This is a genomic window from Mycolicibacterium neoaurum ATCC 25795 (assembly GCF_000691525.1).
GTDB lineage: Bacteria > Actinomycetota > Actinomycetes > Mycobacteriales > Mycobacteriaceae > Mycobacterium > Mycobacterium neoaurum.
On sequence record NZ_JMDW01000009.1, the window covers coordinates 14560 to 37560 of the forward strand.

Here is a 23001-nt window from a genome sequence, read left to right on the forward strand (position 1 = left end):
GAGATAGACACGTGATCGACGAAACCCTCTTCGACGCCGAGGAGAAGATGGAGAAGGCGGTGTCGGTGGCTCGCGACGACCTGTCGTCGATCCGCACCGGCCGCGCCAATCCGGGCATGTTCTCCCGGCTGAACATCGACTACTACGGTTCGATGACCCCGATCACCCAGCTTTCCAGCATCAACGTGCCGGAGGCGCGGTTGGTCGTGATCAAGCCGTACGAGGCCAACCAGCTCAAGGCCATCGAGGACGCGATCCGCAACTCGGACCTGGGGGTCAACCCGTCCAACGACGGCAGCGTCATCCGGATCTCGATTCCGCAGCTCACCGAGGAACGCCGTCGCGAATTGGTCAAGCAGGCCAAGGGCAAGGGCGAGGACGCCAAGGTGTCGGTGCGCAACATCCGGCGCAAAGCCATGGACGAACTGGCCCGCATCAAGAAGGACGGCGAGGCCGGCGAGGACGAGGTCGGGCGCGCCGAGAAGGATCTGGACAAGACCACCGGGCAGTACGTGGCCCAGATCGACGAACTGGTCAAGCACAAAGAAGGCGAGCTGTTGGAGGTCTGATGACCTCTCAGCAGCGCAGTCCCGTGGTAGACGCCGAAAAACCGAAGAAATCCTCGCGTGCGGGTCGGGACCTGCCCGCGGCCATCGCTGTCGGTGTCGTGCTCGGCGGTATGGCCATCGGGACGTTGTTGTTCGCCCCGCTGTGGTGGCTGCCGCTGCTGGCCGTTGCCATCGCCATCGCCACCCACGAGGTGATCCGGCGGTTGCGCGAGCACGGCTTCGTCCTACCGACCGTGCCGTTGCTGGTCGGTGGCCAGGCGATGATCTGGCTGACGTGGCCGTTCGGCGCCGCCGGACTGCTGGGCGCCTATGCGGGCACCGTCGTGATCTGCATGTTCTGGCGGCTGTTGGGCCAAGGACTGAACAAACAACCCATCAACTATCTGCGCGATATCGCGGCGTCGGTGCTGCTCGCGACGTGGGTGCCGTTGTTCGCGGCGTTCACCGCGCTGCTGATCTTCGCCGACGACGGTGGGGAACGGGTGTTCACCATCATCGCCACCGTCGTGTTCGCCGATATCGGTGGTTACGTCGCCGGCGTCCTGTTCGGTAAACACCTGATGGCTCCGGCGATCAGCCCCAAGAAGTCCTGGGAGGGGATGGGCGGCTCGCTGGTCTTCGGCACCGCCGCCGCGATCCTGTCGGTGGCTTTCCTGCTGGACCGGCCGGCCTGGATCGGTGTACCGCTGGGTGTGCTGCTGGTCATCACCGGCGTCCTCGGGGACCTGGTCGAATCTCAGGTCAAACGCGACCTCGGCATCAAGGACATGGGCACGTTGCTACCCGGGCACGGCGGCATCATGGATCGCATCGACGCGATGCTGCCCTCGGCCGTCGTCGGCTGGATCGTGCTGACGCTGCTCGCCTGACTGTGATTTGTGGCGCCGCAGCCGCCATGGTCGCGGCTCAGACTCCGCAAATCGCAGATTGGTGGCGTGGCCGCGCCGGATGAGATACTGGACCGGATCATGGCCGTTTCCCTTCCGCTGGTTTTCGACGCTCCGCGACGCGCGCTGCCGCCGCGGCATCTTGCCGACCTCGACGCCGACGGCCGGATCGCCGCCGTCACCGAGCTGGGGCTGCCGAAATTCCGGGCCAAACAGCTGGCCAATCACTATTACGGCAGGCTGAGCGCCGACCCGCGGGAGATGACCGATCTGCCCGCCGCGGTGCGCGAACAGGTGGCCGAATCGCTGTTCCCCACCCTCATCCAGCCGGCAAAGCAGATCCAGTGCGATGCCGGTGAGACCCGCAAGACGCTGTGGCGCGCGGTCGACGGAACCACCTTCGAGTCGGTGTTGATGCGTTATCCGCAGCGCAACACCGTGTGCATCTCCTCACAGGCCGGGTGCGGGATGGCATGCCCGTTCTGCGCGACGGGCCAGGGCGGACTGCAGCGCAATCTGTCCACCGCCGAGATTCTGGAACAGGTGCGCGCGGCATCGGTCGCAATGCGCGATGACCATGACGGCCGACTGTCCAACATCGTCTTCATGGGGATGGGGGAGCCGCTTGCCAACTACAACCGGGTACTGGCCGCCGTCCGAAGAATCACCGCATCATCGCCTGACGGCTTCGGTATCAGTGCGCGGTCGGTGACGGTGTCGACCGTCGGGCTGGCGCCGGCCATTCGCAGGCTTGCCGACGAGAGGCTCGGCGTGACGTTGGCGGTCTCGCTGCATACCCCCGACGACGAACTGCGCGACACCCTGGTCCCGGTGAACAACCGCTGGAGTGTCGACGAGGTGCTCGACGCCGCGCGCTACTACGCCGATTCGACCGGACGCCGGGTGTCCATCGAGTACGCGCTGATCCGCGATGTCAACGATCAGCCCTGGCGCGCGGATCTTCTCGGCAAGAAGCTGCACAGCAAGCTCGGCCCACTGGTCCACGTGAACCTGATCCCGCTGAACCCCACCCCGGGTAGTAAATGGGATGCAAGCCCCAAACCGGTCGAGCGTGAGTTCGTGCGACGGGTGCAGGCCAAGGGAGTGTCATGCACCGTGCGGGATACCCGTGGCCGCGAGATCGCGGCAGCCTGCGGGCAACTGGCGGCCGAAGGCTGACCTAGCGAGGACGTCGCTGATCACTTGATGCCGACGGCGTGCCGCAGTTGCGCCAGGAACTGACCGTCGTCATCACTGCGGACGATGTAGTGCGAGATGGCCACTCGGATCGCCGTCGCGGCCTTCACATCGGCGTTCGAGCCGGTCAACAACTTCAGTAACCGGGCTCGCATCACGGGGATGACGTGACCGAGTTCGGCGATGACCACCTCGGGCTCGATGTCCACCACCCGCACCCCGGAGTAGGCCTGCTGGTACTCGACGATGAAACGCAATGCGGCATCCAGCTTTTCGGTGCCACGCAGACCGGCGGTGGCGTTGCTCATGCCGGTGTCGAACATCTCGCTTTCGTAGGCGCCGAAGGCGCGCAACAACTCTTCCTTCGAGGCGAACCAGCGATACAACGTCGGACGGGACACCCCGGCTTGCAGTGCGACCTCGGACAGACTCAATTTGGTCTGCCCGTGGCGTCCGAGTACCTCCGCCGTGGCGGCCAGGATCCTTCGCCGCGTCGAGGTGTCCTCCCCGGAATCTGACTGGGTGGGCAGGGGCTTGTTCACGATCACGATGGTAGTTGCTGTCGGATCGCCGACGGGACCGTAAGGTCGGGACCGTGTCGAGGTGGCCCCGACGTCGATATGAAAAACCGCGGTCCCGCCGTTGGCCGTTACCGGAAGGATCCTCGTGACAGCAGGACCGATGCACGGATTCCGGGTGATCGAACTCGGAGTGTGGGTAGCCGCGCCGGCTGCCGGGGCAATCCTGGCCGACTGGGGCGCCGATGTCATCAAGATCGAGCCGCCGGGCGGAGATCCCGCGCGCGCCTTCGGCCGGATGATGGGTCTGGACGATGACATGGGTATCGCGTCCAACCCGCCTTTCCAGATGGACAACCGCGCCAAGCGCAGCATCGTGCTCGATCTGACCGAATCGAGCGGTCGGGCCACGGCGTTGGACCTCCTCGGCACCGCCGATGTGTTCCTCACCAACATCCGGCCAGGCGCTCTTTCGCGGTTGGGCCTGGATTTCTCCACGGTGGCCGCGGTCAACCCGCGGTTGGTCTACGGGTTGATCACCGGGTACGGCACCGAGGGCCCCGATGCCGACCGGGCCGCCTATGACGTCGCCGCGTTCTGGGCTCGTGCCGGCATCGCCGACCTCCTGACACGACCGGGGGACACCCCGCCGTTCCAGCGTGGCGGAATGGGTGACCACTCCGCCGCGATGACCCTGGCGGCCGCCGTGTGTGCGGCGTTGCTGGCCCGGACGCGCACCGGCACAGGGCAACTGGTCACCACATCGCTGTACCGGCAGGGTGCGTATACCGTCAGCTTCGACTTGAACACGGTGCTGATGACCGGGCAGCAGATCGCGATCGGGCAACGCGAAGCCATGGGTAACCCCTGCATGAACAACTACGCCGCGGGCGATGGTCGTCGCTTCTGGATCGTCGGCCTGGATGTCTCCCGGCACTGGCCGTCGCTGTGCCGGGTCGTCGGCCGCGACGAGTGGCTACACCGGTATCCGACACCGCGGGACCGGTTCACCCACGCGCGCGAGATCATCGCCGAACTCGACGACATCTTCGCCTGCCGCCCCTTGGCGGACTGGGAGCAGGTGTTCGCCGGTGAGCCGGACTTCTTCTGGTCACCGATCAACACCCTCGACGATGTGCTCGCCGACGCGCAGTTCCATGCGGCCGGAGGAATCGTCGATGTGCCCGAAGGGAATTCGAGCGCTCCGATGGTGGCCAGCCCTGTCGATTTCTCCGGCACGCCGTGGCAACCGCGCGGGCGCGCCCCCGAACTGGGCGAGCACACCGAAGAAATCCTCACCGAATTGTCTCAGGACCGCTGACGGTTCACCTCGCCGATCAGCTGGGCTACCTGCTCGTGGCTGACCGATCCACCGCTCAACGACGTGATCCGGCCGACCGGGATGGATGCCAGCATGCGGATCATGTCGCCACCCGGGACGGCGCCCTGACCCTCGTTCTGACCCATACCGGACATCGCGGCAGCCAGGATCGGCGCGGCCACCGGGTCGGCCAGCAGTTCGCCGAGGGTGGATTCCAGGGTGAACGGTGCGATCGCGGTATCACCGGTCACGCCGACGGTGGCGTGCAACCGCAGATCCCGGCTCGACGCACCGGCGTGCACCGTGTAGTCGCCGGTTTCGACCGTCCAGCGCGCCGAGTCAACATCCCAGTACGCGAGTTCGTTCCGGGGAATGGCGACTTCCACGATGCGTCGGTCACCTGGGGCCAATGTCACATCACCGAACCCGACGAGCCACTGCGGCGGCCGGGACACCCGGGATCCGGGCAAGCCGGCGTAGATCTGCACCACCTCCCGACCTGTCCGGTCGCCGGTATTGGTCACCGTCACGCGCACGGTCAGTTCGTGGGTGCCCGCGTGCACGACGAGGTCGTCATAGTCGAAGCTGGTGTAGGACAGCCCGTGCCCGAACGGAAAGGTGACCGCCAGATCGCGCGCGCCGTACCACCGGTAGCCCACGAAAACCCTTTCGCCGTAGATGATTCGGCCGTCCTCGGGAGTGAAGTTCAGGTATCCGGGGCAGTCCTGCAGACGCGCCGGTACGGTCTCGGTCAGCCGGCCTGACGGATTGACCGCACCGAACAGCACATCGGCGATGGCGGCCCCGCCGCCCTGGCCGAGTAGGGCGCCATCGAGGATCGCCGGCGCCAGTTCGGCGACGGTGTCGAGTCTGACGATGCCGCCGTGGGAGAGCACTGCCACGGTGCGCGGTTGCGCCTGCACGACCGCCGCCAGCAGTTGCAGCTGCTCGTCGGGCAGGTCGATGTGGGTGCGGTCGAAGCCCTCCGACTCCTCCTCGGCGGGCAGGCCGAGAAAGACGACTGCGACATCGGCCGCGCGCGCCGCCTCCAGGGTGTCCTCGGTGATGCCGTCAGCATGACTGACCGATCCGGCACGAGAACGGATCTCGTCGAGCGGGATGTCGAGGCGGGTCGGGTTCACATGGGAACTGCCGCCGCCCTGATAGCGCGGGTTCGTCGCGAAGCCACCGACCACCGCGACCGACGACGCCGGGGACAGCGGGAGCAGATCTGCTTCGTTCTTGAGCAACACGATGGAGCGGGCCGCCGCGGTACGCGCCAGGCCATGGTGCTCGTCGACGTCGAAAGATGTTGTGCTGTCGGCGTGTTCGGAGGCCTTGTTGGCGAGCCGCGCCACCCGGGCGGCGGCACGCGCCACCACGGCGGCATCCAGGGCCCCGGACTGGACCGCAGCGCTGACCTCGGTATCGGTCATCCCGCCGGTGGCGGGCATCTCCAGATCCAGTCCCGCCGCGACGGCGGTGACCCGGTCGCGAACCGCGCCCCAGTCGCTGACCACCACACCGTCGAAACCCCACTCGTCGCGCAGCACGGTGGACAGCAACCACTCGTTCTCCGCTGCGTATACCCCATTGATGCGGTTGTAGGAGCACATCACGGTCCACGGCTGCTCGCGGGTGATGATGCGTTCGAAGGCGCGTAGATAGATCTCCCGCAGCGTGCGCTCGTCGACCTGCGAACTGGCCCGCATCCGGTCGTCCTCGGCGTTGTTGGCGGCGAAGTGTTTCAGCGAGGCGCCGACGCCGCGGCTCTGCACACCGGCCACCCATGCCGCACCGAGCACGCCGGCGATCAGCGGGTCCTCGGAGAAGTACTCGAAGTTACGGCCGCAGCGGGGATCTCGTTTGATGTTGACACCCGGTCCGAGCAGCACCCCGACGCCCAGCGCCCGGCTCTCGGTGCCCAGCGCCTCGCCGACCCGGCGCACCAGATCCGGATCCCAGGACTGGCCCAGTGCCACCGCCGGCGGGAAACAGGTGGCAGGTTCGCTGGCCCCGATGCCGACGTGGTCGGGGTTGCCCGACTGTTTTCGCACCCCGTGCGGGCCGTCGGTCAGCACGATCGACGGGATATCGCCGACGGCCTTGGTGGTCCAGAACGTCTCGCCGCTGCCAAGTGCGGCCTGCTCGGCCGTGGTCAGGGCGGTGGTGGGGTCGGTGTGCTCGGTCACCGTGACCATTGTCCATACGGGTGTGCGTATGGGGTGCCGGCTCGTGCGAGATTCCGGCGCGCACCGGTCGGTTCGGGCCGACGTTATCCGGGAAAGCCCTACTGCGCGGCCCGATTCAACACCCGCGACCCGACTTGCTCGTCGGCAGCTCGGCGGTCATCTCGACACGCGTCTCGTCGAAGCTGAGAAAGCCGGCGATGGCCATCGATTCCGGGGGTGTGTCCGGATAACTCCACGCGATGTCCGGCAGCACCCTGTTGTCGACCGCGGCAGACCAGTATCGGGCGTGGCCCTTGTAGTTGCAGTAGCTCGTTGTCGGGCTGGGTTGCAGGAGATCCGTGCGCACCATCGCCGGGTCGACGTACAGCCTCGGCGCCAACGCTGTCTCGTAGACGATCACGGTGTCGGTGGTATCGACCAGGACGGTGCCTGCGATGCTGACCCGCAGCCCGCGGCCGGAAGGCAGGCAGTCCACCCGGTGATACGGGTTGGGTGGATAGTGGACGAGTCTTCGCCCCTCCTCCATCCAGACGTCGACGGCGTCCCACGGCACGCGCACGTACCCGGGTCGCTCGCGGACCGGCTCGGTGGGCAATCCGTGGATCTCGCAGGCCGGGAAGGCGTAGCCGAGGGGATGGTCGCGGCGGTGTACCAGCAGCGCAGCTTCGGTGTCGATCACGGTGCTGCCGTTCAGGACCGCCTGGACCCGGCGGGGATGCGGTTCGATGAAGACCACGTCGGTCGGGACGGCCGGGAAGAACCTGCCCGCCGGATCCCGGCTGAAGGGCCCATGACCGGCGTACAGCGTCATAACGCAGAACTTTACAGATCAGTAGTGAGTTGTCACTTTGAACATGTCCTGCCGTTCACGGCGATGAAAAACGCCCCGGAACCCATGGGCTCCGGGGCGTTCTCGTGCGGTGTGTGTGTTAGCGGTACCAGCCGCGGCTGCGGGCGATCCAGTCGCGCGCCACGATGCCGAGGATCAGCACGGCGAAGAAGATGAGGAAGACGTCCTCGACGTGTCCGACATGGTTGCCGTGGGTCATCACGACCAGGAAGATCGCGGCGAAGATGCCGATGATGTGCAGCACCCGCGGGTTCTCCACAGACCAGCCCCATGCCGCCGAGGGCACATCTTCGGTATCGACGCCGTTGTGACGCTCGACCTCGGTGCTGGACACGCCTTCTCCTCACGCCCGGTGGACAGTGCGCCCATTCTGGCACACCTCGATGATCGAGCCCGAACGAGGTTCGCGAGCAGGCCCGCATACAGGGCCGAAAAAGAGGTGGAAAAGGGCCGGTAGTGGGTACGTTGCGTGCGTGACGGAACGATTGCGCAGGAAGTCCGTAGAGCAGTCCATCGCCGATACCGACGAACCGGGGACGCGGCTGCGCAAGGATCTGACCTGGTGGGACCTGACGGTCTTCGGAGTGTCGGTCGTCGTGGGCGCCGGCATCTTCACCGTCACCGCCTCGACCGCGGCCAACATCACCGGCCCGGCGATCTCGGTGTCGTTCCTCCTGGCTGCGGTCACCTGTGGGCTGGCCGCCCTGTGTTACGCCGAATTCGCCTCGACGGTGCCGGTGGCAGGTAGTGCTTACACGTTCTCCTATGCGACCTTCGGCGAATTCATCGCCTGGATCATCGGCTGGGATCTGATCCTGGAGTTCGCCGTCGGCGCTGCCGTCGTCGCCAAGGGGTGGTCGAGCTATCTGGGAACGGTGTTCGGTTTCTCCGGTGGCGTCGTCGCGGTCGGACCGCTCGATTTCGATTGGGGTGCCCTGTTGATCGTCGGCACCGTCGCGGCACTGCTGGCACTCGGCACCAAACTGTCCTCGCACTTCAGCCTTGTCATCACCGCTATCAAGGTGTCGGTGGTGCTGCTGGTGGTGATCGTCGGCGCCTTTTACATCAAGATGGCCAACTACACACCCTTCATCCCGCCGACCGAATCAGGGGAGTCCGCGGGGTCCGGTGTGGACCAGTCGGTGTTCTCGCTGCTGACCGGCGCGGCGGGCAGCCACTACGGCATCTACGGTCTGCTGGCGGGTGCGTCGATCGTCTTCTTCGCCTTCATCGGTTTCGACGTGGTCGCGACGACGGCCGAGGAGACCAGGAATCCCCAGCGCGACGTCGCCAGGGGCATCCTGGCCTCGTTGGCGATCGTTACCGTCCTCTACGTCGCGGTGTCGGTGGTGCTGTCCGGGATGGCCTCCTACGTCGACATGAAGGAGGCCGGTGGTGGACATCCCAACCTGGCCACCGCGTTCGAACTCAATGGTGTGGACTGGGCCGCGAAAGTCATCTCCATCGGAGCGCTGGCGGGCCTGACCACCGTGGTGATGGTGCTGATGCTCGGCCTGTCGCGCGTGCTGTTCGCGATGTCGCGTGACGGACTGCTCCCTCGGTCGCTGGCCCGCACCGGCTCCCGGGGCACCCCGGTGCGGATCACCGTCATCGTGGCTGTGCTCGTGGCGCTGGCCGCCTCGCTGTTCCCGGTCAACCGGCTCGAAGAGATGGTCAACGTCGGCACGTTGTTCGCCTTTGTGCTGGTGTCGGCGGGTGTCATCGTGCTGCGGCGCAGTCGCCCGGATCTCGAACGTGGCTTCCGGGTGCCGTGGGTGCCGCTGCTGCCGATTGCCTCGATCGTCGCATGTCTGTGGTTGATGCTGAACCTGACCGCGCTGACCTGGATCAGGTTCATCGCGTGGATGGCCCTAGGCGTGCTGATCTACCTTGCCTACGGCCGCAGGCATTCGCTACTCGGTCAGCGGCAGGCGCTGGACGGGAAGATCTGAGCTGTCGAGTCAGCCATAGGTGAACGAAAACGCCTGCAGCCCAGCGTCGAGTGACACTTCGACGGTGCCGGTACCCGCGGGATCGTCGGCGATGATCTGGCGCATGTTCGGCGGGCCGCTGACCGCCAACTCGCGGGTGACGCCGTCGCGGGTGACCCGCACGGTGCCGTTGCCGCCGACGACGAGATAGACGTTGCGCGCGCGATAGTTCAGCCGGATCGTCGCACCGTCAGCCCGCGCGGTGATGCCCTGATAGTCCAGTGCCCACGGCCCACGCAGAGCGAAGCTGTCCGGGGCGAGCCGGTCCGGGAAGTCGAAGGTGTGGCTGCCCTCGTCGTACACGCCGGTGCCGCCGTAGTTGACCACCTTGCCGACGCTGAAGTACGTCTCCGGTGTGGTGGGCGCGGTCGGGGTGTCATCGGAGCGTTCGGTGGCGGCCGGCAGGGCGCTGTCATCACCATCGGAGAGAAGTTGGCGGATCAACTTTTCGGTGGTCGCGTAGTCGCCCTCGCCGAACTTGATGTGCCGTACCACGCCCTGCTTGTCGATCAGGTAGTGGGCGGGCCAGTAACGGTTGCGATAGTTCGTCCAGGTCGAGAAGTTGTTGTCCATCGCCACCGGATAGGTGATGCCGAGGTCAGCGGCACCGCTGACGACATTGGCCTCCTCCTTCTCGAAGGCGTACTCGGGGGTGTGCACCCCGATGACCTCCAGGCCGCGATCCCGGTAGGCCGCATACCAGTCGACCAGATGCGGTGTGGCGCGCTGACAGTTGATACACGAGTAGGCCCAGAAGTCGATCATTACCACCTTGCCGCGCAACGATTTCAGTTCGATCGGTGCGTTGCCCGGCGTATTGAGCCACTTCGTGATGCCCTTGATATCCGGTGCGGTACCGCAGCTCTCCAGCTCGGGCGCGCCGTTGGTGCAGTTCGACAACTCGGCATTCTGATCGTTGACCAACCCGCCGAGGTTGAGTTTCTCGCGCAGCTGCTCCTCGCCGCCGACGCGGTCCTGCAGGGCGGCGGTGTAATCGGGGATGGTGCGCTGTAGCGCCGCCGGCAGGTTGAACACCAGTGCCACGGCCAACATGATCGTGACGAGGCCTGCGGTCACGCGGATCTCACGCTGCCGGCGACGGAACGCCGCGACCCGCTCGGTGACCCGCCGCCCGGCCAGCGCGAAGAACAGCAGCGGCAGGGCCGCGCCGATCGCGAATGACAGCGTCAGTGCGATGATATCGGCCCCGATGCTGCCCGTGGCGCCGGCGACGACGATCGCGGCCAGCACCGGACCCGCGCACGGTACGTACAGCACGCCCAGGGTGAGGCCCAGTACGAAACCGCTGGTGCCCGAACCGAACTGCCGCTGCGGCAGCAGAGCGAACGGTTTCTCCAACAGCGCTTCGAATCGCGGGAAGATCAACCCCAGGCCGATCGCGATTAACGCCACCAGCGCCACCCAGCGGATGGCGTCCTGGGGCAGGTGCAGCATCGACAGCAAAGCCGATCCGGCGAGGGTGACCAGACTGAAGCTGAGCACCAGGCCGGCGATCACCAGATACGGCCGCAGCCGCGAGGTCAGCGCCGAGCGCGCAGGTGCATTGGTGTCCCCGCTCTGGGTCCCGGAAAAGAAGACGACCGGCAACACCGGCAGGATGCACGGCGAGATGCCGGTGATCAGGCCACCGAGGAAACCGATCGCGATCAGAGTGACCATATGAGTTATTCGTCACGGCAACGCAATTGGATGGCCCGAATACACATCAGCCCGACCGCGGTTGCGGCCGGGCTGATGTGGTGGAGAACAGATCACATGGGCGGCATCAGCACGGTGTCGATGAGGTAGACGGTGGCGTTGGCGGTCTGCACGCCCCCGCACACCACGTTGGCATCGTTGACCTTCAGCTCGGCGGGCATGGCCATGTTCGGCACGGTGACGTTCACCTCGGCGCCCTGCATGGTCTTGTGCACACCGACCACCTGCTCGGGGCTGGCCTGACCCTCGACCACGTGATAGGTCAGGATGCTGGTCAGCAGCGCCGAGTCGGTCTTGAGACGTTCGATGGTCGCGGGATCGATCTTCGCGAACGCCTCATCGGTGGGCGCGAACACCGTCAGCGCGGGTGCGCTGTTCAGGGTGTCGACCAGATTCACGTGCGGGTTGAGCTGACCCGAGAGCGCCTGGGTGAGGGTCTTGAGCATCGGGTTGTTCGCCGCCGCAAAGGCCACCGGATCGGCGGCCATACCGGTCACCGAGGCCGGACCCACGGGATTCTGGGCGGCGTAGGCGGCGCAGCCGGGGCCGACCGGCGCGGCCTGGGCGACTCCGGCGGAGGCGAACATGAGGCCGGTGGCGGCGGCTGCGGTACATGCGATGCCGGCGAGCTTGCGGGTGTTCAGCGAGAGGGTCATCGGTCGAATCCTTTTACTTGGTCGTCTTCACGTTTCGTATGAGGGAGTCAGACAGCGGTGCCGTCGATGGGGCCCGACGGCGGTGCCGTCGATGGGGCGGGACGGCGGTGCCGTCGAGGGGCGAGGCAGCCCGGTCGGGGGAACGGGCTGCCTCGCCGGTTCGGTGCCGGCTATCAGGCAGCCGGGGGCATCAGGACGGTGTCGATCATGTAGACGGTGGCGTTGGCGGTCTTCACACCGCCGCAGACCAGGCCTGCGTCGCCGACCTTGAGGTCGTTGCCCGCACCGGTAACGGTGACCGGGGCGCCCTGAACGGTGGTGTGCTCGCCGGCGACCTGGTCGGGGCTGGCCTGGCCGGGGACCACGTGATAGGTCAGGATCGAGGTCAGCAGGTCCGAGTCGGTCTTGAGGGTCTCCAGCGTGGCCGGATCGATCTTGGCGAACGCGTCATCGGTCGGGGCGAACACGGTGAACTCGCCGCCGTTGAGGGTGTCGACCAGGTTGACGTTCGGGTTCAGCTGGCCCGAGAGCGCCTGGGTGAGGGTCTTGAGCATCGGGTTGTTGGAGGCGGCGACGGTCACCGGATCGGCGGCCATGCCGGTCACCGAGCCGGGTCCTTCGGGATTCTGTTCGGCGTATGCGGCGCAGCCCGAACCGATCAGGTTGCCGGCGGGCGCGGCCATGCTGGAGGTGGTCTCCGGTGCCGCCATCGATGAGGTCATCGAGGAGATTGAGGAACTGGCTTCACTGGCACTGCTCTCGACTGACGAAGAGCCGCCCGAACAGGCGGACAGCCCGAGCGCCGCGACGGCGGCGAATCCGGCGAATGCGATGCGATGCTGGTGGGTCAATGTCATGAGACTCAACTTCCTTGTTGGCGGGTGGCTGGTACCGACCCGGTTGGCCCTACATCGCTCATTCGGTGCCCACCGCGGCCCGGATGGGTCTACACCGGAATTCGTGTCCGGGCGGGGCACAATGGTCGGTGTGAGTTCTGACCGCCGGCGCGTGCTGATCCTGGGTAGTACCGGATCGATCGGCACCCAGGCCCTCGATGTGATCGCCGCGAACCCGGACAGTTTCGAAGTGGTCGGGCTGGCCGCCGGTGGCGGCAACGCCGAATTGCTGGCCCGCCAGGCCGCCGAGACCGGTGTGACGAACGTGGCCGTCGCCGACCCCGAAGCACCCATCGAGGCCCGCTACCGCGGACCGGAGGCCGCCACCCGACTCGTCGAGGACACCGACGCCGATGTCGTGCTCAACGCGCTCGTCGGGGCCTTGGGTCTCAAGCCCACCCTGGCTGCGCTGCACAGCGGCGCCCGGCTGGCGCTGGCGAACAAGGAATCCCTTGTCGCAGGCGGTCCGCTCGCCCTTGCCGCGGCGGCCCCCGGCCAGATCGTGCCGGTGGACTCCGAGCATTCCGCGCTGGCGCAGTGTCTGCGCGGCGGGACCGCCGACGAGGTCGCCAGTCTGGTGCTGACCGCATCGGGCGGACCGTTCCGGGGCTGGTCGGCGCAGGCGTTGGAGGATGTCACCCCCGAGCAGGCCGGCGCCCATCCGACCTGGTCGATGGGTCCGATGAACACCTTGAACTCGGCGACCCTGGTCAACAAGGGTCTTGAGCTGATCGAGACGCACCTGCTGTTCGGGGTCGACTACGACCGCATCGAGGTGGTCGTGCATCCCCAGTCGATCGTGCACTCGATGGTCACCTTCACCGACGGCTCGACGCTGGCCCAGGCCAGTCCGCCGGATATGAAGCTGCCGATCGCCCTGGCGCTGGGATGGCCGGCACGGGTGCCCGGCGCCGCCGCGGCATGTGATTGGTCCACAGCCTCGACCTGGACATTCGAGCCGCTCGATGCGTCGGTGTTCCCGGCCGTCGACCTGGCCCGCGAGGCCGGCCGCCGGGGCGGCAGCCTGACCGCGGTGTACAACGCCGCCAACGAGGAAGCGGCGGCGGCGTTCCTCGACGGCCGGATCCGTTTCCCGGCGATTGTCCGAACCGTTGCCGATGTGCTGCACGCCGCAGATCAGTGGGCCGCGCAACCAGCTACCGTGGAAGAGATACTCGAAGCGCAGGACTGGGCCCGAGCACGGGCCGGCAGCGCCATCGACCGGGAGGTAGTCGGAAGCCGATGATGTTCACTGTCGGCATCGTGCTCTTCGCACTGGCCATCCTCGCGTCGGTGGCGTTGCATGAGTGTGGCCACATGTGGGTTGCCCGGGCCACCGGGATGAAGGTGCGCCGCTACTTCGTCGGCTTCGGTCCGACGCTGTGGTCGACTCGGCGACCCAACAAGCTCGGCAGCACCGAGTACGGCATCAAGGCCGTCCCGCTCGGCGGGTTCTGCGATATCGCAGGGATGACCGCAGTCGACGAGATCGCCGACGAGGACCGGCCCTACGCGATGTACCGCCAGAAGGTGTGGAAGCGCGTCGCGGTGTTGTTCGCCGGTCCCGCGATGAACTTCGTCATCGGCCTCGTGCTCATCTACGGCATCGCCGTCGTGTGGGGTCTGCCCAGCCTCACGCCGCCGCCGACGACCGCTGTGATCGGTGAAACCGCCTGTGTGGCACCGCAGGTGGCCAAGGAAGGCGACAACCCCTACGGTCCGTGCCCGCAGCCAGGCCCCGGCCCGGCGGCGCTGGCGGGTCTGAAGCCCGGGGACACCATCGTCAAGGTCGGCGAGACCGAGGTGTCGACATTCCCGGAGATGGCGGCCGAGATCCGCAAGCTCGACGGCCCGGTCCAGGTGGTCTACGAGCGAGACGGCCAGCGCCTGTCCACCGTCGTCGACGTCGCCCGCACCCAGCGTTTCACCTCGGCCGAGGCGGCCACCCCGGACACCGTCGGCGCCATCGGTGTCAGCGCGGTGCAGCCGCCGGGACCCACGCAGTACAACCCGTTGACCGCCGTCCCGGCGACCTTCACCTTCACCGGTGATCTGGCCGTCGAGCTCGGCAAGGCGCTGGCGAAGATCCCCACCAAGATCGGCGCCCTCGTCGATGCCATCGGCGGTGGGGAACGGGACAAGGAAACCCCGATCTCGGTGGTGGGTGCCTCGATCATCGGCGGTGAGACCGTCGACGCCGGGCTGTGGGTGGCCTTCTGGTTCTTCCTGGCCCAGCTGAATTTCGTGCTGGGAGCGGTCAACCTGATCCCGCTGCTGCCCTTCGACGGTGGTCACATCGCGGTGGCCACCTACGAGAAATTACGGAACATGTTCCGTGCGGCCCGCGGCAAAGTCGCCGCGGAACCGGTCAACTATCTCAAGCTGATGCCCGCCACCTACGTAGTGCTGGCGGTGGTCGCCGGGTACATGCTGTTGACGGTCACCGCCGACTTTGTCAACCCGATCAGCATCTTCGACTAGGAGTTCGACTGTGACGTCCATCGGCCTCGGCATGCCGGCCCCGCCGCCGCCCGTGCTGGCCCCCCGCCGCAAGACCCGGCAGCTCAAGGTCGGCGATGTCGGTGTGGGCAGTGAATCCCCGATCTCGGTGCAGTCCATGTGCACCACCAAGACCCATGACATCAACTCGACGCTGCAGCAGATCGCCGAGTTGACCGCCTCCGGGTGCGATATCGTCCGCGTCGCCTGCCCGCGTCAGGAAGACGCCGACGCGCTGCCGATCATCGCCAAGAAGGCCAACATCCCGGTCATCGCGGACATCCACTTCCAGCCCAAGTACATCTTCGCCGCCATCGACGCCGGATGTGCGGCGGTGCGGGTCAACCCCGGCAACATCAAGGAATTCGACGGCCGGGTCAAGGAAGTGGCCAAAGCCGCGGGCGCGGCGGGTATTCCGATCCGGATCGGGGTCAACGCCGGCTCGCTGGACAAGCGCATGCTGGAGAAGTACGGCAAGGCGACCCCGGAGGCGCTGGTCGAATCCGCGTTGTGGGAGGCCTCGCTGTTCGAGGAGCACGGGTTCGGCGACATCAAGATCAGCGTCAAGCACAATGACCCCGTCGTCATGGTCGAGGCCTACGAGCAGTTGGCTGCCCAGTGCGACTACCCGCTGCACCTGGGTGTCACCGAGGCCGGGCCGGCGTTCCAGGGCACCATCAAGTCCGCCGTCGCGTTCGGGGCGTTGCTCTCCCGGGGGATCGGCGACACCATCCGTGTCTCCTTGTCGGCGCCGCCCGCCGAGGAGATCAAGGTCGGCACACAGATCCTGGAGTCGCTGAACCTGCGTCCGCGCGGCTTGGAGATCGTCTCCTGCCCGTCCTGCGGACGCGCCCAGGTCGACGTGTACACGCTTGCCAACGAGGTCTCGGCCGGCCTGGACGGGCTCGATGTGCCGCTGCGGGTCGCCGTGATGGGCTGTGTGGTCAACGGACCCGGTGAGGCACGGGAGGCCGACCTGGGGGTGGCCTCGGGTAACGGTAAGGGGCAGATCTTCGTCAAGGGTGAGGTCGTCAAGACCGTGCCCGAGGCCCAGATCGTGGAAACCCTGATCGAGGAGGCCATGCGCATCGCCGGGGAGGCCGACGCGCAGGGAACTCCCTCCGGTCCGCCGGTTGTCACCGTAAGCTGAGAAACGGCCCTGCGCAGCGGGGCCACCATCATAGGCCGGCCCCGAGAAAGAGTTCCCTAATGTCGGCTCCGCCGCTGTCCCGCTTCGCCGCAGACCGCAGGGTCTCGGTGGTGCGCGACCTGGAGCCGGTGCGCGTGGTCTTGGACCAGGATCCCGTCGCCGCATGCATGGTGGCCTGCCGGGTACAGGAATTCGGGGTGGACCCCAGTGCCATCGGCGGCGAGCTGTGGACACGCCGGCGGCCGGCCGAATCCCTGTGCTACGCCGGGGCGAATCTGATCCCGCTGCGTGGCGGTGGCGATGATCTGGCTGCGTTCGCGGCCAAGGCGCTCAGTGGCCCCCGGCGCTGTTCCTCCCTCGTCGGCCGGGCCGAGCTGGTGATGCCCATGTGGCGGCATCTGGCGCCCGGGTGGGGACCGGCCCGAGATGTCCGTGATGACCAACCACTGATGGCGCTGAGCGATGCCCCGGTCTGCGCGCCCGACCCGGCGGTTCGCCAGGTGCGGATGGAAGAACTGGACACCTACCTGGTGGCCGCCATCGAGATGTTCATCGGTGAGGTCGGTATCGATCCTCGGATGGGTGATGGCGGCCGCAGCTACCGCCGCCGGGTCGCGGGCCTTATCGCCGCGGGGCGGGCCTGGGCACGATTCGAACGGGGCGAGGTCGTCTTCAAGGCGGAGATCGGTTCGCAGTCACCGACGGTCGGACAGATCCAGGGTGTCTGGGTACACCCGGACTGGCGCGGCCGAGGGCTGGGAGCCGCCGGGACCGCGGCGGTGTCGGACGCGGTGCTGCGCAGCGGTCGCATTGCAAGCCTGTATGTCAACGGGTTCAACCACATCGCGCGCGCGACGTACGCCCGGATCGGTTTCACCCAGGTCGGTACGTTCGCCACGATCCTGCTGGACTGAGATCGACGTTTCTGTGGTCCGCGCGCGCCGTGGACCGCACAAGTGTTGATCTCGACGCAATCACAGTTGTGTGTCGGTGCGCCTCCGCCGTCGGCGCGCGTCACGCTTTTAACATCTGTCTCAATGACAACACAGGCATCGGTGACCACATCCGCATCACGGCGTGCGCGGCTGCGCACCGCGGTCGCCGTGCTGGCGGTCGCTGCCCTGGGCATCTCGCTGAGCGCCTGCACGCCGAAACCCGACGGGCCCGAACCCGCGGCCGCGAGGTTTTTCGCGGCGCTGTCCACCGGTGACACCGCGGCCGCGGCGGCTCTTGCCGACAAGCCCGAGGAAGCCAAGGAGGCGCTCAACGAGGCATGGGCAGGTCTGCAGGCCAACCGGCTGGACACCCAGATCACCGGATCGAAGTACGAACTCGACACCGGCACCGTGAAATACCGCTACACCTGGCACCTGCCCAAGGAACGCACCTGGACCTATGACGGTGAACTCAACATGGTGCGCAACGAAGGGCAGTGGGAGGTCCGGTGGACCACCACCGGCCTGCATCCGGGTCTCGGCGCCAATCAGACCCTGGCGCTGCGCGCCGATCCGCCGCGGCGGGCCTCGGTCAACGAACGCTCCGGCAGCGACGTGTTGGTGCCCGGCTACCTGTACCACTACGCCCTCGACGCACGTGCCGCCGGCGCCGAGCTGATGCCGACGGCCCGCGCCATCGTCGATGCGCTGCGACCGTTCGACGCCACCCTCGACGCCCAGCGGCTGGCGGAGGAGGCCAGCTCGAAGGCCACCCCGCTGAGCCTGATCACCCTGCGCAAGACCGACCACGACCGGGTGTTCGCCGCGATCGGCTCCCGACCAGGCGTGGTGGCCACGCCGCAACCGGAGATGCTGCCGACCGACGAGAAGTTCGCCCCGGCGATCGTGCAGGAGGTCAAGAAGGCGGTCAGCGGCGACCTGGCCGGCGAGCCGGGTTGGCGGGTGGTCAGCGTGAACCAGAACGGTGTCGATGTCGCCGTGCTCAGCGAGGAGCCCGGCACCCCGGCGCCGTCGGTGACGATCAGTTTGGACCGCTCGGTGCAGAACGCGGCGCAGGATGCCGTCGACATGGTCGGCAAGAAGGCGATGATCGTGGCGATCAAGCCGTCGACCGGTGAGATCCTGGCCGTGGCGCAGAACGCCGCCGCCGACGTCGACGGCCCCACCGCGACGATGGGTCTCTACCCGCCGGGGTCGACGTTCAAGATCGTCACCGCGGCCGCGGCTCTCGAACGCGATATGGCCACCCCCAACACCCTGCTCGGCTGCCCGGGCACCCTGGACATCGGGCATCGCACCGTGACCAACTACAACGCCTTCGATCTCGGCACCGTGCCGCTGTCGCGGGCCTTCGCCAATTCCTGCAACACCACCTTCGCCGAATTGGCCAGCGTGATGCCACCGCGCGGACTGACCACCGCAGCGGCCCGTTACGGACTGGGTCCCGATTTCATCGTCGACGGTGTGCCGACGGTCACCGGATCGGTGCCGCCCACGGTGGATCTGGCCGAACGGACCGAGGACGGTTTCGGCCAGGGCAAGGTGCTGGCCAGCCCCTTCGGCATGGCCCTCGTCGCAGCGACGGTCGCCGCGGGCAAGACCCCGGTGCCGCATCTGATCGAGGGACGTCAGACCGAGATCCACGGGCAGGCGGGCGAGCCGCTGAACCCGGAGATCGTCGACGGACTGCGGCCGATGATGCGGCTGGTGGTGACCAATGGCACCGCCAAGGACCTCAACGGACTCGGCGATGTACGGGGCAAGACCGGTGAGGCCGAGTTCGACGGCGGCTCACACGCCTGGTTCACCGGGTATCGCGGAGACATGGCGTTCGCCGCCCTCATCGTCGGCGGCGGCAGCTCGGAGTACGCGGTACGGATGTGCCGCGACATGCTCAACGGGCTGCCCCCGGACTACTTGGCCTAGCCTGGACCGGTGACCGACGATCTGACGCTGCGGGTCTCCGATGCGGACCGCAACGGCACTCTGCGCAGACTGCACAACGCCGTCGCGCTCGGGCTCATCGATATCCAGGAGTTCGAGGAGCGCTCCGCGCTGGTGGCCTCGGCCCGGCTGCATTCGGATCTGACCGCCCTCGTCGACGACCTGCCCGGCCCCGGTGCGATCGTCACCTCCGCCGCCGACCGGGTCGAACTGCGCGGGGTGATGGGTTCGCTGAAACGCCAGGGGGAGTGGGTGGTTCCGACCCGGCTGGCGCTCACCCGGCGGATGGGCTCGGTGGATCTGGACCTCACCCGAGCCCGGTTCGCCGGACCGATGGTGGTGGTCGAACTGGACCTCAAGTTCGGTTCGTTGGACCTGCGCCTGCCCGCCGGTGCCAGCGCCTCGATCGACGATGTCGAGGTGGTGGTCGGCAGCGCCCGCGATCATCGCGTGGACGCGCCCGCCGAAGGCACCCCGCACATCATCCTGACCGGCAAGGTGGTCTGCGGGTCGGTGGACATCCGCGGGCCGCGGCGGAACTGGAAGCCGAGCCTGCGGACACCGGTACGGCGCGGTCCCCGATCTCGGTAGGCTGACAGTCATGCCTGTTCGTGCCCCATTGCGCTCCGGAGAGCTGTCACCGACCCTGCCGGTGCCCAAATCGATCGAGCGGCCGGAGTACGCCTGGAAGCCCACAGCAGTCGAGGGCAGCGAGCCCTGGGTCCAGACCCCGGAGGTCATCGAGAAGATGCGTGTCGCCGGGCGCATCGCCGCGGGCGCGCTGCTCGAGGCGGGCAAGGCCGTCGCACCCGGTGTCACCACCGACCACCTCGACCGGGTGGCCCACGAATACATGATCGACCACGGCGCCTACCCGTCGACGCTCGGCTACAAGGGCTTTCCCAAATCGTGCTGCACCTCGCTCAACGAGGTCATCTGTCACGGCATCCCGGATTCCACGGTGATCGCCGACGGTGACATCGTCAACATCGACGTCACCGCCTATATCGGCGGCGTGCACGGCGATACGAACGCAACCTTTCTGGCCGGCGATGTCTCCGAGGAACACCGGCTGCTCGTGGAGCGCACCCACGAGGCGACCATGAGGGCGATCAAGGCGGTCAAACCCGGCCGCCAGCTCTCGATCGTCGGACGGGTCATCGAGGCGTACGCCAACCGGTTCGGCTACAACGTCGTTCGCGATTTCACCGGCCACGGTATCGGTGAGACGTTCCACAACGGATTGGTCGTGCTGCACTACGACCAGCCGGCCGTCGATACGGTGCTCGAGCCCGGGATGACGTTCACCATCGAACCGATGATCAACCTCGGATCGCTGGACTACGAGATCTGGGATGACGGGTGGACGGTGGCCACCCGGGACCTGAAGTGGACGGCCCAGTTCGAGCACACGCTCGTCGTCACCGAGGACGGTGCCGAGATTCTGACCCTGCCTTGAGGGGCGCACTGCTGATCGCCGGCACCACCTCAGATGCGGGTAAGTCGATGGTGGTGGCCGGTCTCTGTAAATTGTTGGCGCGCAGGGGCATCAGCGTCGCGCCGTTCAAGGCGCAGAACATGAGCAACAACTCGGCGGTGACGGTCGAGGGCGGTGAGATCGGTCGGGCGCAGGCGGTCCAGGCCCGCGCCTGTGGGCTGGCACCCAGCGTGCGATTCAATCCCGTGTTGCTCAAACCCGGCAGCGATCGCACCTCGCAGCTGGTGGTGCGCGGCCAGGTCGCCGGCACCATGGCCGCCGGCGACTATTTCACCAGGCGCACCCAGCTCGCCGAGATCGTCAACGACGAATTACGTTCCCTGCGATCCGAATTCGATGTCGTGATCTGCGAGGGTGCCGGCTCGCCTGCCGAGATCAACCTGCGCGCCACCGACCTGTCGAACATGGGGCTGGCGCGCGCCGCCGACCTGCCGGTGGTCGTGGTCGGTGATATCGACCGCGGTGGCCTGCTGGCCCATCTGTTCGGCACCGTCGCCGTGCTGTCACCGGAGGACCAGCGACTGGTCAGCGGCTTCCTTGTCAACAAGTTCCGCGGCGATCCGGGGCTGCTGGCGCCCGGGCTGGACCAGCTGCGCGGGCTGACCGGCCGCCCCACCTACGGGGTGGTCCCGTATCTGGACGAGCTGTGGATGGACACCGAGGACTCGTTGTCGGTACAGGCCGGCCGCACGTTGGGTGCACCGGTACCTGCCCTGGGCCGTGATGGGCTGCGCGTCGGTGCGATCCGGCTGCCGCGCATCTCCAATTCCACCGACGTCGAGGCGCTGGCCTGCGAACCCGGTGTGGAGGTGCACTGGATCACCGAACCCACCGAGCTCGCCGACGTCGACGTGGTGGTGCTGCCGGGCAGCAAGGCCACGGTGTCCGATCTGGACTGGTTGCGGGCCCGTGGGCTGGCCGACGCGGTGACCGCCCACGCGGCGGCCGGTGGTCCGGTGCTCGGTGTGTGCGGTGGCTTCCAGATGCTGTGCCGATCTATCGACGATCCGGTCGAGTCGAAGGCCGGCACCGTCGACGGACTGGGCCTGCTGGCCGCCGATATCGTGTTCGCGCAGCAGAAGACGTTGCGGCACTGGGAGTCTCCGCTGACGGGCTATGAGATTCACCACGGTCAGGTGGTCGGCGGCGCGGAGGCCGACTGGCTGGGTGTCGGCATCCGGCGAGGCCAGGTGTACGGCACCCACTGGCACGGACTGCTCGACAACGACGAACTGCGCCGGGCTTGGCTGGCCGAGGTCGCCGAGGCTGCCGGGCGTACCGGCTTCGTGGTGGCGACCGACGTCAGCGTGCCCGCCCGTCGCGATGCCCAGCTCGACGCGATGGCCGACGCGTTGCAGGCGCATGTCGACATCGAGGCGATGCTGGCGCTGCTCGCCGGCGCCCCGCAGCGACCCGTGATCACCCACCACGCTCGGTAGCCTGGGCCCATGATGTGCGCACTCCGGTGGTTGTCCGTATTGGTCGCCGTGCTGGCGACGCTGACGGGCTGCACGAGCGCCGTTTCGGGCACGCCGACGTGGCCCGGTGCGCGCCTGGAGAAGGTGGTGCTGACGGCGGCCGATTTCCCCGACGGTGTGCAGTACGACCGCATCATCGAGGAGGAAGGGGTACCCGACGGAGCCGGCGGACCGCCGCCCATGCTCTCGGACCCGCCGGGGTGCAGCGAGGGATTCAGCAAGTCGATCGGCGCCACGGCCGAGCGCGGAGCGGGCAGCGCCGCGAAATACGTCGTCGGCTACAACGGGGCGCGGATGCTGATCACCGTGTTGAGCTGGTCCCTGGATACCGAGACGCTGCAGGCGATCGCCGAACGTTGTGAACGCTTCGTCACCTATTTCGGGCCGGGATCGCCCTCGATCCCGATGACAACGACCGCACTGGACACCGACCGCGACGGCGCGCTGGTCTATCAGCAGACCATGGAGCTGGGCGGGGCTCGCAGCAGCGTCTTCTTCTCGTTCGAGAACGTGGGTTCGATGGCGGTGTTCGGCGTCGCCTTTCCCACCCCGGATCCCCGGATCCCGGTCAAAGCGACGCTGCCACAGACCTTTCTGGAGGCGATGGGCAAGCAGGCCGAACGCTTGGAACAGCCGTGAAGACCGGTGAAAACAGCCCCGCCGGACAGCGGGATGACCTA

General features: G+C 67.1%; 21 protein-coding genes. 14 read left to right on the plus strand and 7 right to left on the minus strand.

Features of this window, described 5'->3' with window-relative positions:
* Positions 1-11 precede the first annotated feature (11 nt).
* From frr to rlmN, 3 genes are all read left to right on the plus strand, one after another.
* On the plus strand, positions 12-569 hold the full coding sequence (gene frr / locus IC40_RS0111970) for a ribosome recycling factor (protein WP_030134947.1): 558 nt from the start codon (positions 12-14) through the stop codon (positions 567-569).
* Positions 569-1438 carry a phosphatidate cytidylyltransferase gene (locus IC40_RS0111975; protein ID WP_030134948.1) on the plus strand — a complete coding sequence of 290 codons (870 nt, stop codon included), beginning with the start codon at positions 569-571 and terminating at the stop codon, positions 1436-1438. The genes frr and IC40_RS0111975 overlap by 1 nt, the downstream gene beginning before the upstream one ends.
* Positions 1439-1537: 99 nt before the next feature.
* Positions 1538-2635: a dual-specificity RNA methyltransferase RlmN gene (gene rlmN / locus IC40_RS0111980; RefSeq protein WP_030134949.1), complete on the plus strand. Its 1098-nt coding sequence runs from the start codon at positions 1538-1540 to the stop codon at positions 2633-2635.
* A gap of 20 nt (positions 2636-2655) precedes the next feature.
* Here the strand turns inward: rlmN and IC40_RS0111985 are convergent, their stop codons facing one another.
* Positions 2656-3195: a TetR/AcrR family transcriptional regulator gene (locus IC40_RS0111985; RefSeq protein WP_030134950.1), complete on the minus strand. Its 540-nt coding sequence runs from the start codon at positions 3193-3195 to the stop codon at positions 2656-2658.
* Between the two features lie 139 nt (positions 3196-3334).
* Between IC40_RS0111985 and IC40_RS0111990 the strand changes: the two genes are divergently transcribed.
* Entirely contained in the window at positions 3335-4492 is a 1158-nt protein-coding gene (locus IC40_RS0111990) for a CoA transferase (protein ID WP_030134951.1), read from the plus strand.
* On the opposite strand, the gene IC40_RS0111995 is transcribed toward IC40_RS0111990, so the two are convergent.
* From IC40_RS0111995 to IC40_RS0112005, 3 genes are all read right to left on the minus strand, one after another.
* Positions 4480-6693, minus strand: coding sequence for a glycoside hydrolase family 3 C-terminal domain-containing protein (locus IC40_RS0111995; RefSeq protein WP_030134952.1), 2214 nt, complete (start codon positions 6691-6693; stop codon positions 4480-4482). The two genes, IC40_RS0111990 and IC40_RS0111995, sit on opposite strands and share 13 nt — an antisense overlap.
* 106 nt (positions 6694-6799) lie before the next feature.
* Complete coding sequence (locus IC40_RS0112000; protein ID WP_030134953.1) at positions 6800-7495, minus strand: DUF427 domain-containing protein; 696 nt, start codon at positions 7493-7495, stop codon at positions 6800-6802.
* A gap of 118 nt (positions 7496-7613) precedes the next feature.
* Positions 7614-7868: a DUF2631 domain-containing protein gene (locus IC40_RS0112005; protein WP_019512003.1), complete on the minus strand. Its 255-nt coding sequence runs from the start codon at positions 7866-7868 to the stop codon at positions 7614-7616.
* 139 nt (positions 7869-8007) lie between these two features.
* Here IC40_RS0112005 and IC40_RS0112010 point away from each other — a divergent pair, with 139 nt between their 5' ends.
* Positions 8008-9486, plus strand: a complete 1479-nt coding sequence (locus tag IC40_RS0112010; RefSeq protein ID WP_030134954.1) for an amino acid permease — start codon at positions 8008-8010, stop codon at positions 9484-9486.
* Between the two features lie 9 nt (positions 9487-9495).
* On the opposite strand, the gene IC40_RS0112015 is transcribed toward IC40_RS0112010, so the two are convergent.
* The 3 genes from IC40_RS0112015 to IC40_RS0112025 all read right to left on the minus strand — a co-directional run bounded on the left by IC40_RS0112015 (position 9496) and on the right by IC40_RS0112025 (position 12757).
* Positions 9496-11205 carry a cytochrome c biogenesis protein DipZ gene (locus tag IC40_RS0112015; protein ID WP_030134955.1) on the minus strand — a complete coding sequence of 570 codons (1710 nt, stop codon included), beginning with the start codon at positions 11203-11205 and terminating at the stop codon, positions 9496-9498.
* Between the two features lie 92 nt (positions 11206-11297).
* Positions 11298-11900: a fasciclin domain-containing protein gene (locus IC40_RS0112020; RefSeq protein WP_030134956.1), complete on the minus strand. Its 603-nt coding sequence runs from the start codon at positions 11898-11900 to the stop codon at positions 11298-11300.
* A 173-nt stretch (positions 11901-12073) separates the two neighbouring features.
* Positions 12074-12757: a fasciclin domain-containing protein gene (locus IC40_RS0112025; RefSeq protein ID WP_030134957.1), complete on the minus strand. Its 684-nt coding sequence runs from the start codon at positions 12755-12757 to the stop codon at positions 12074-12076.
* A 121-nt stretch (positions 12758-12878) separates the two neighbouring features.
* On the opposite strand from IC40_RS0112025, the gene dxr reads away from it, so the two are divergent.
* The 9 genes from dxr to IC40_RS0112070 all read left to right on the plus strand — a co-directional run bounded on the left by dxr (position 12879) and on the right by IC40_RS0112070 (position 22960).
* The gene (gene dxr, locus IC40_RS0112030; protein ID WP_030134958.1) at positions 12879-14042 is read left to right on the plus strand and encodes a 1-deoxy-D-xylulose-5-phosphate reductoisomerase; all 1164 of its coding nucleotides are present in this window, start codon (positions 12879-12881) and stop codon (positions 14040-14042) included.
* Entirely contained in the window at positions 14039-15277 is a 1239-nt protein-coding gene (locus tag IC40_RS0112035) for a M50 family metallopeptidase (RefSeq protein ID WP_030134959.1), read from the plus strand. The genes dxr and IC40_RS0112035 overlap by 4 nt, the downstream gene beginning before the upstream one ends.
* Before the next feature lie 10 nt (positions 15278-15287).
* Positions 15288-16445 carry a flavodoxin-dependent (E)-4-hydroxy-3-methylbut-2-enyl-diphosphate synthase gene (ispG, locus tag IC40_RS0112040; RefSeq protein WP_030134960.1) on the plus strand — a complete coding sequence of 386 codons (1158 nt, stop codon included), beginning with the start codon at positions 15288-15290 and terminating at the stop codon, positions 16443-16445.
* Positions 16446-16504: 59 nt separating this feature from the next.
* Positions 16505-17359 (plus strand): GNAT family N-acetyltransferase, encoded by an 855-nt coding sequence (locus tag IC40_RS0112045; protein WP_030134961.1) that lies wholly within the window; start codon positions 16505-16507, stop codon positions 17357-17359.
* A gap of 123 nt (positions 17360-17482) precedes the next feature.
* On the plus strand, positions 17483-19327 hold the full coding sequence (locus tag IC40_RS0112050) for a penicillin-binding transpeptidase domain-containing protein (protein WP_030134962.1): 1845 nt from the start codon (positions 17483-17485) through the stop codon (positions 19325-19327).
* A 9-nt stretch (positions 19328-19336) separates the two neighbouring features.
* Complete coding sequence (locus tag IC40_RS0112055; protein WP_036461701.1) at positions 19337-19936, plus strand: DUF1707 SHOCT-like domain-containing protein; 600 nt, start codon at positions 19337-19339, stop codon at positions 19934-19936.
* Between the two features lie 10 nt (positions 19937-19946).
* Complete coding sequence (gene map, locus IC40_RS0112060; RefSeq protein ID WP_030134964.1) at positions 19947-20804, plus strand: type I methionyl aminopeptidase; 858 nt, start codon at positions 19947-19949, stop codon at positions 20802-20804.
* Positions 20801-22282: a cobyric acid synthase gene (locus IC40_RS0112065; RefSeq protein WP_030134965.1), complete on the plus strand. Its 1482-nt coding sequence runs from the start codon at positions 20801-20803 to the stop codon at positions 22280-22282. Before map ends, IC40_RS0112065 begins: the two co-directional genes overlap by 4 nt.
* A gap of 9 nt (positions 22283-22291) precedes the next feature.
* Positions 22292-22960: a hypothetical protein gene (locus IC40_RS0112070; RefSeq protein WP_191293390.1), complete on the plus strand. Its 669-nt coding sequence runs from the start codon at positions 22292-22294 to the stop codon at positions 22958-22960.
* Positions 22961-23001 lie beyond the last annotated feature (41 nt).

Bases quoted from the DNA above. Each gene is read 5' to 3' on its own strand.
- IC40_RS0112050 (WP_030134962.1), top strand. From the start codon at position 17,483: ATGACAACACAGGCATCGGTGACCACATCCGCATCACGGCGTGCGCGG.
- IC40_RS0111995 (WP_030134952.1), bottom strand. From the start codon at position 6,693: ATGGTCACGGTGACCGAGCACACCGACCCCACCACCGCCCTGACCACG.
- IC40_RS0112070 (WP_191293390.1), top strand. From the start codon at position 22,292: ATGATGTGCGCACTCCGGTGGTTGTCCGTATTGGTCGCCGTGCTGGCG.
- IC40_RS0112025 (WP_030134957.1), bottom strand. From the start codon at position 12,757: ATGACATTGACCCACCAGCATCGCATCGCATTCGCCGGATTCGCCGCC.
- IC40_RS0112045 (WP_030134961.1), top strand. From the start codon at position 16,505: ATGTCGGCTCCGCCGCTGTCCCGCTTCGCCGCAGACCGCAGGGTCTCG.
- rlmN (WP_030134949.1), top strand. From the start codon at position 1,538: ATGGCCGTTTCCCTTCCGCTGGTTTTCGACGCTCCGCGACGCGCGCTG.
- IC40_RS0112020 (WP_030134956.1), bottom strand. From the start codon at position 11,900: ATGACCCTCTCGCTGAACACCCGCAAGCTCGCCGGCATCGCATGTACC.
- map (WP_030134964.1), top strand. From the start codon at position 19,947: ATGCCTGTTCGTGCCCCATTGCGCTCCGGAGAGCTGTCACCGACCCTG.
- IC40_RS0112015 (WP_030134955.1), bottom strand. From the start codon at position 11,205: ATGGTCACTCTGATCGCGATCGGTTTCCTCGGTGGCCTGATCACCGGC.
- IC40_RS0111990 (WP_030134951.1), top strand. From the start codon at position 3,335: ATGCACGGATTCCGGGTGATCGAACTCGGAGTGTGGGTAGCCGCGCCG.
- IC40_RS0112035 (WP_030134959.1), top strand. From the start codon at position 14,039: ATGATGTTCACTGTCGGCATCGTGCTCTTCGCACTGGCCATCCTCGCG.
- IC40_RS0111975 (WP_030134948.1), top strand. From the start codon at position 569: ATGACCTCTCAGCAGCGCAGTCCCGTGGTAGACGCCGAAAAACCGAAG.
- dxr (WP_030134958.1), top strand. From the start codon at position 12,879: ATGGTCGGTGTGAGTTCTGACCGCCGGCGCGTGCTGATCCTGGGTAGT.
- IC40_RS0112000 (WP_030134953.1), bottom strand. From the start codon at position 7,495: ATGACGCTGTACGCCGGTCATGGGCCCTTCAGCCGGGATCCGGCGGGC.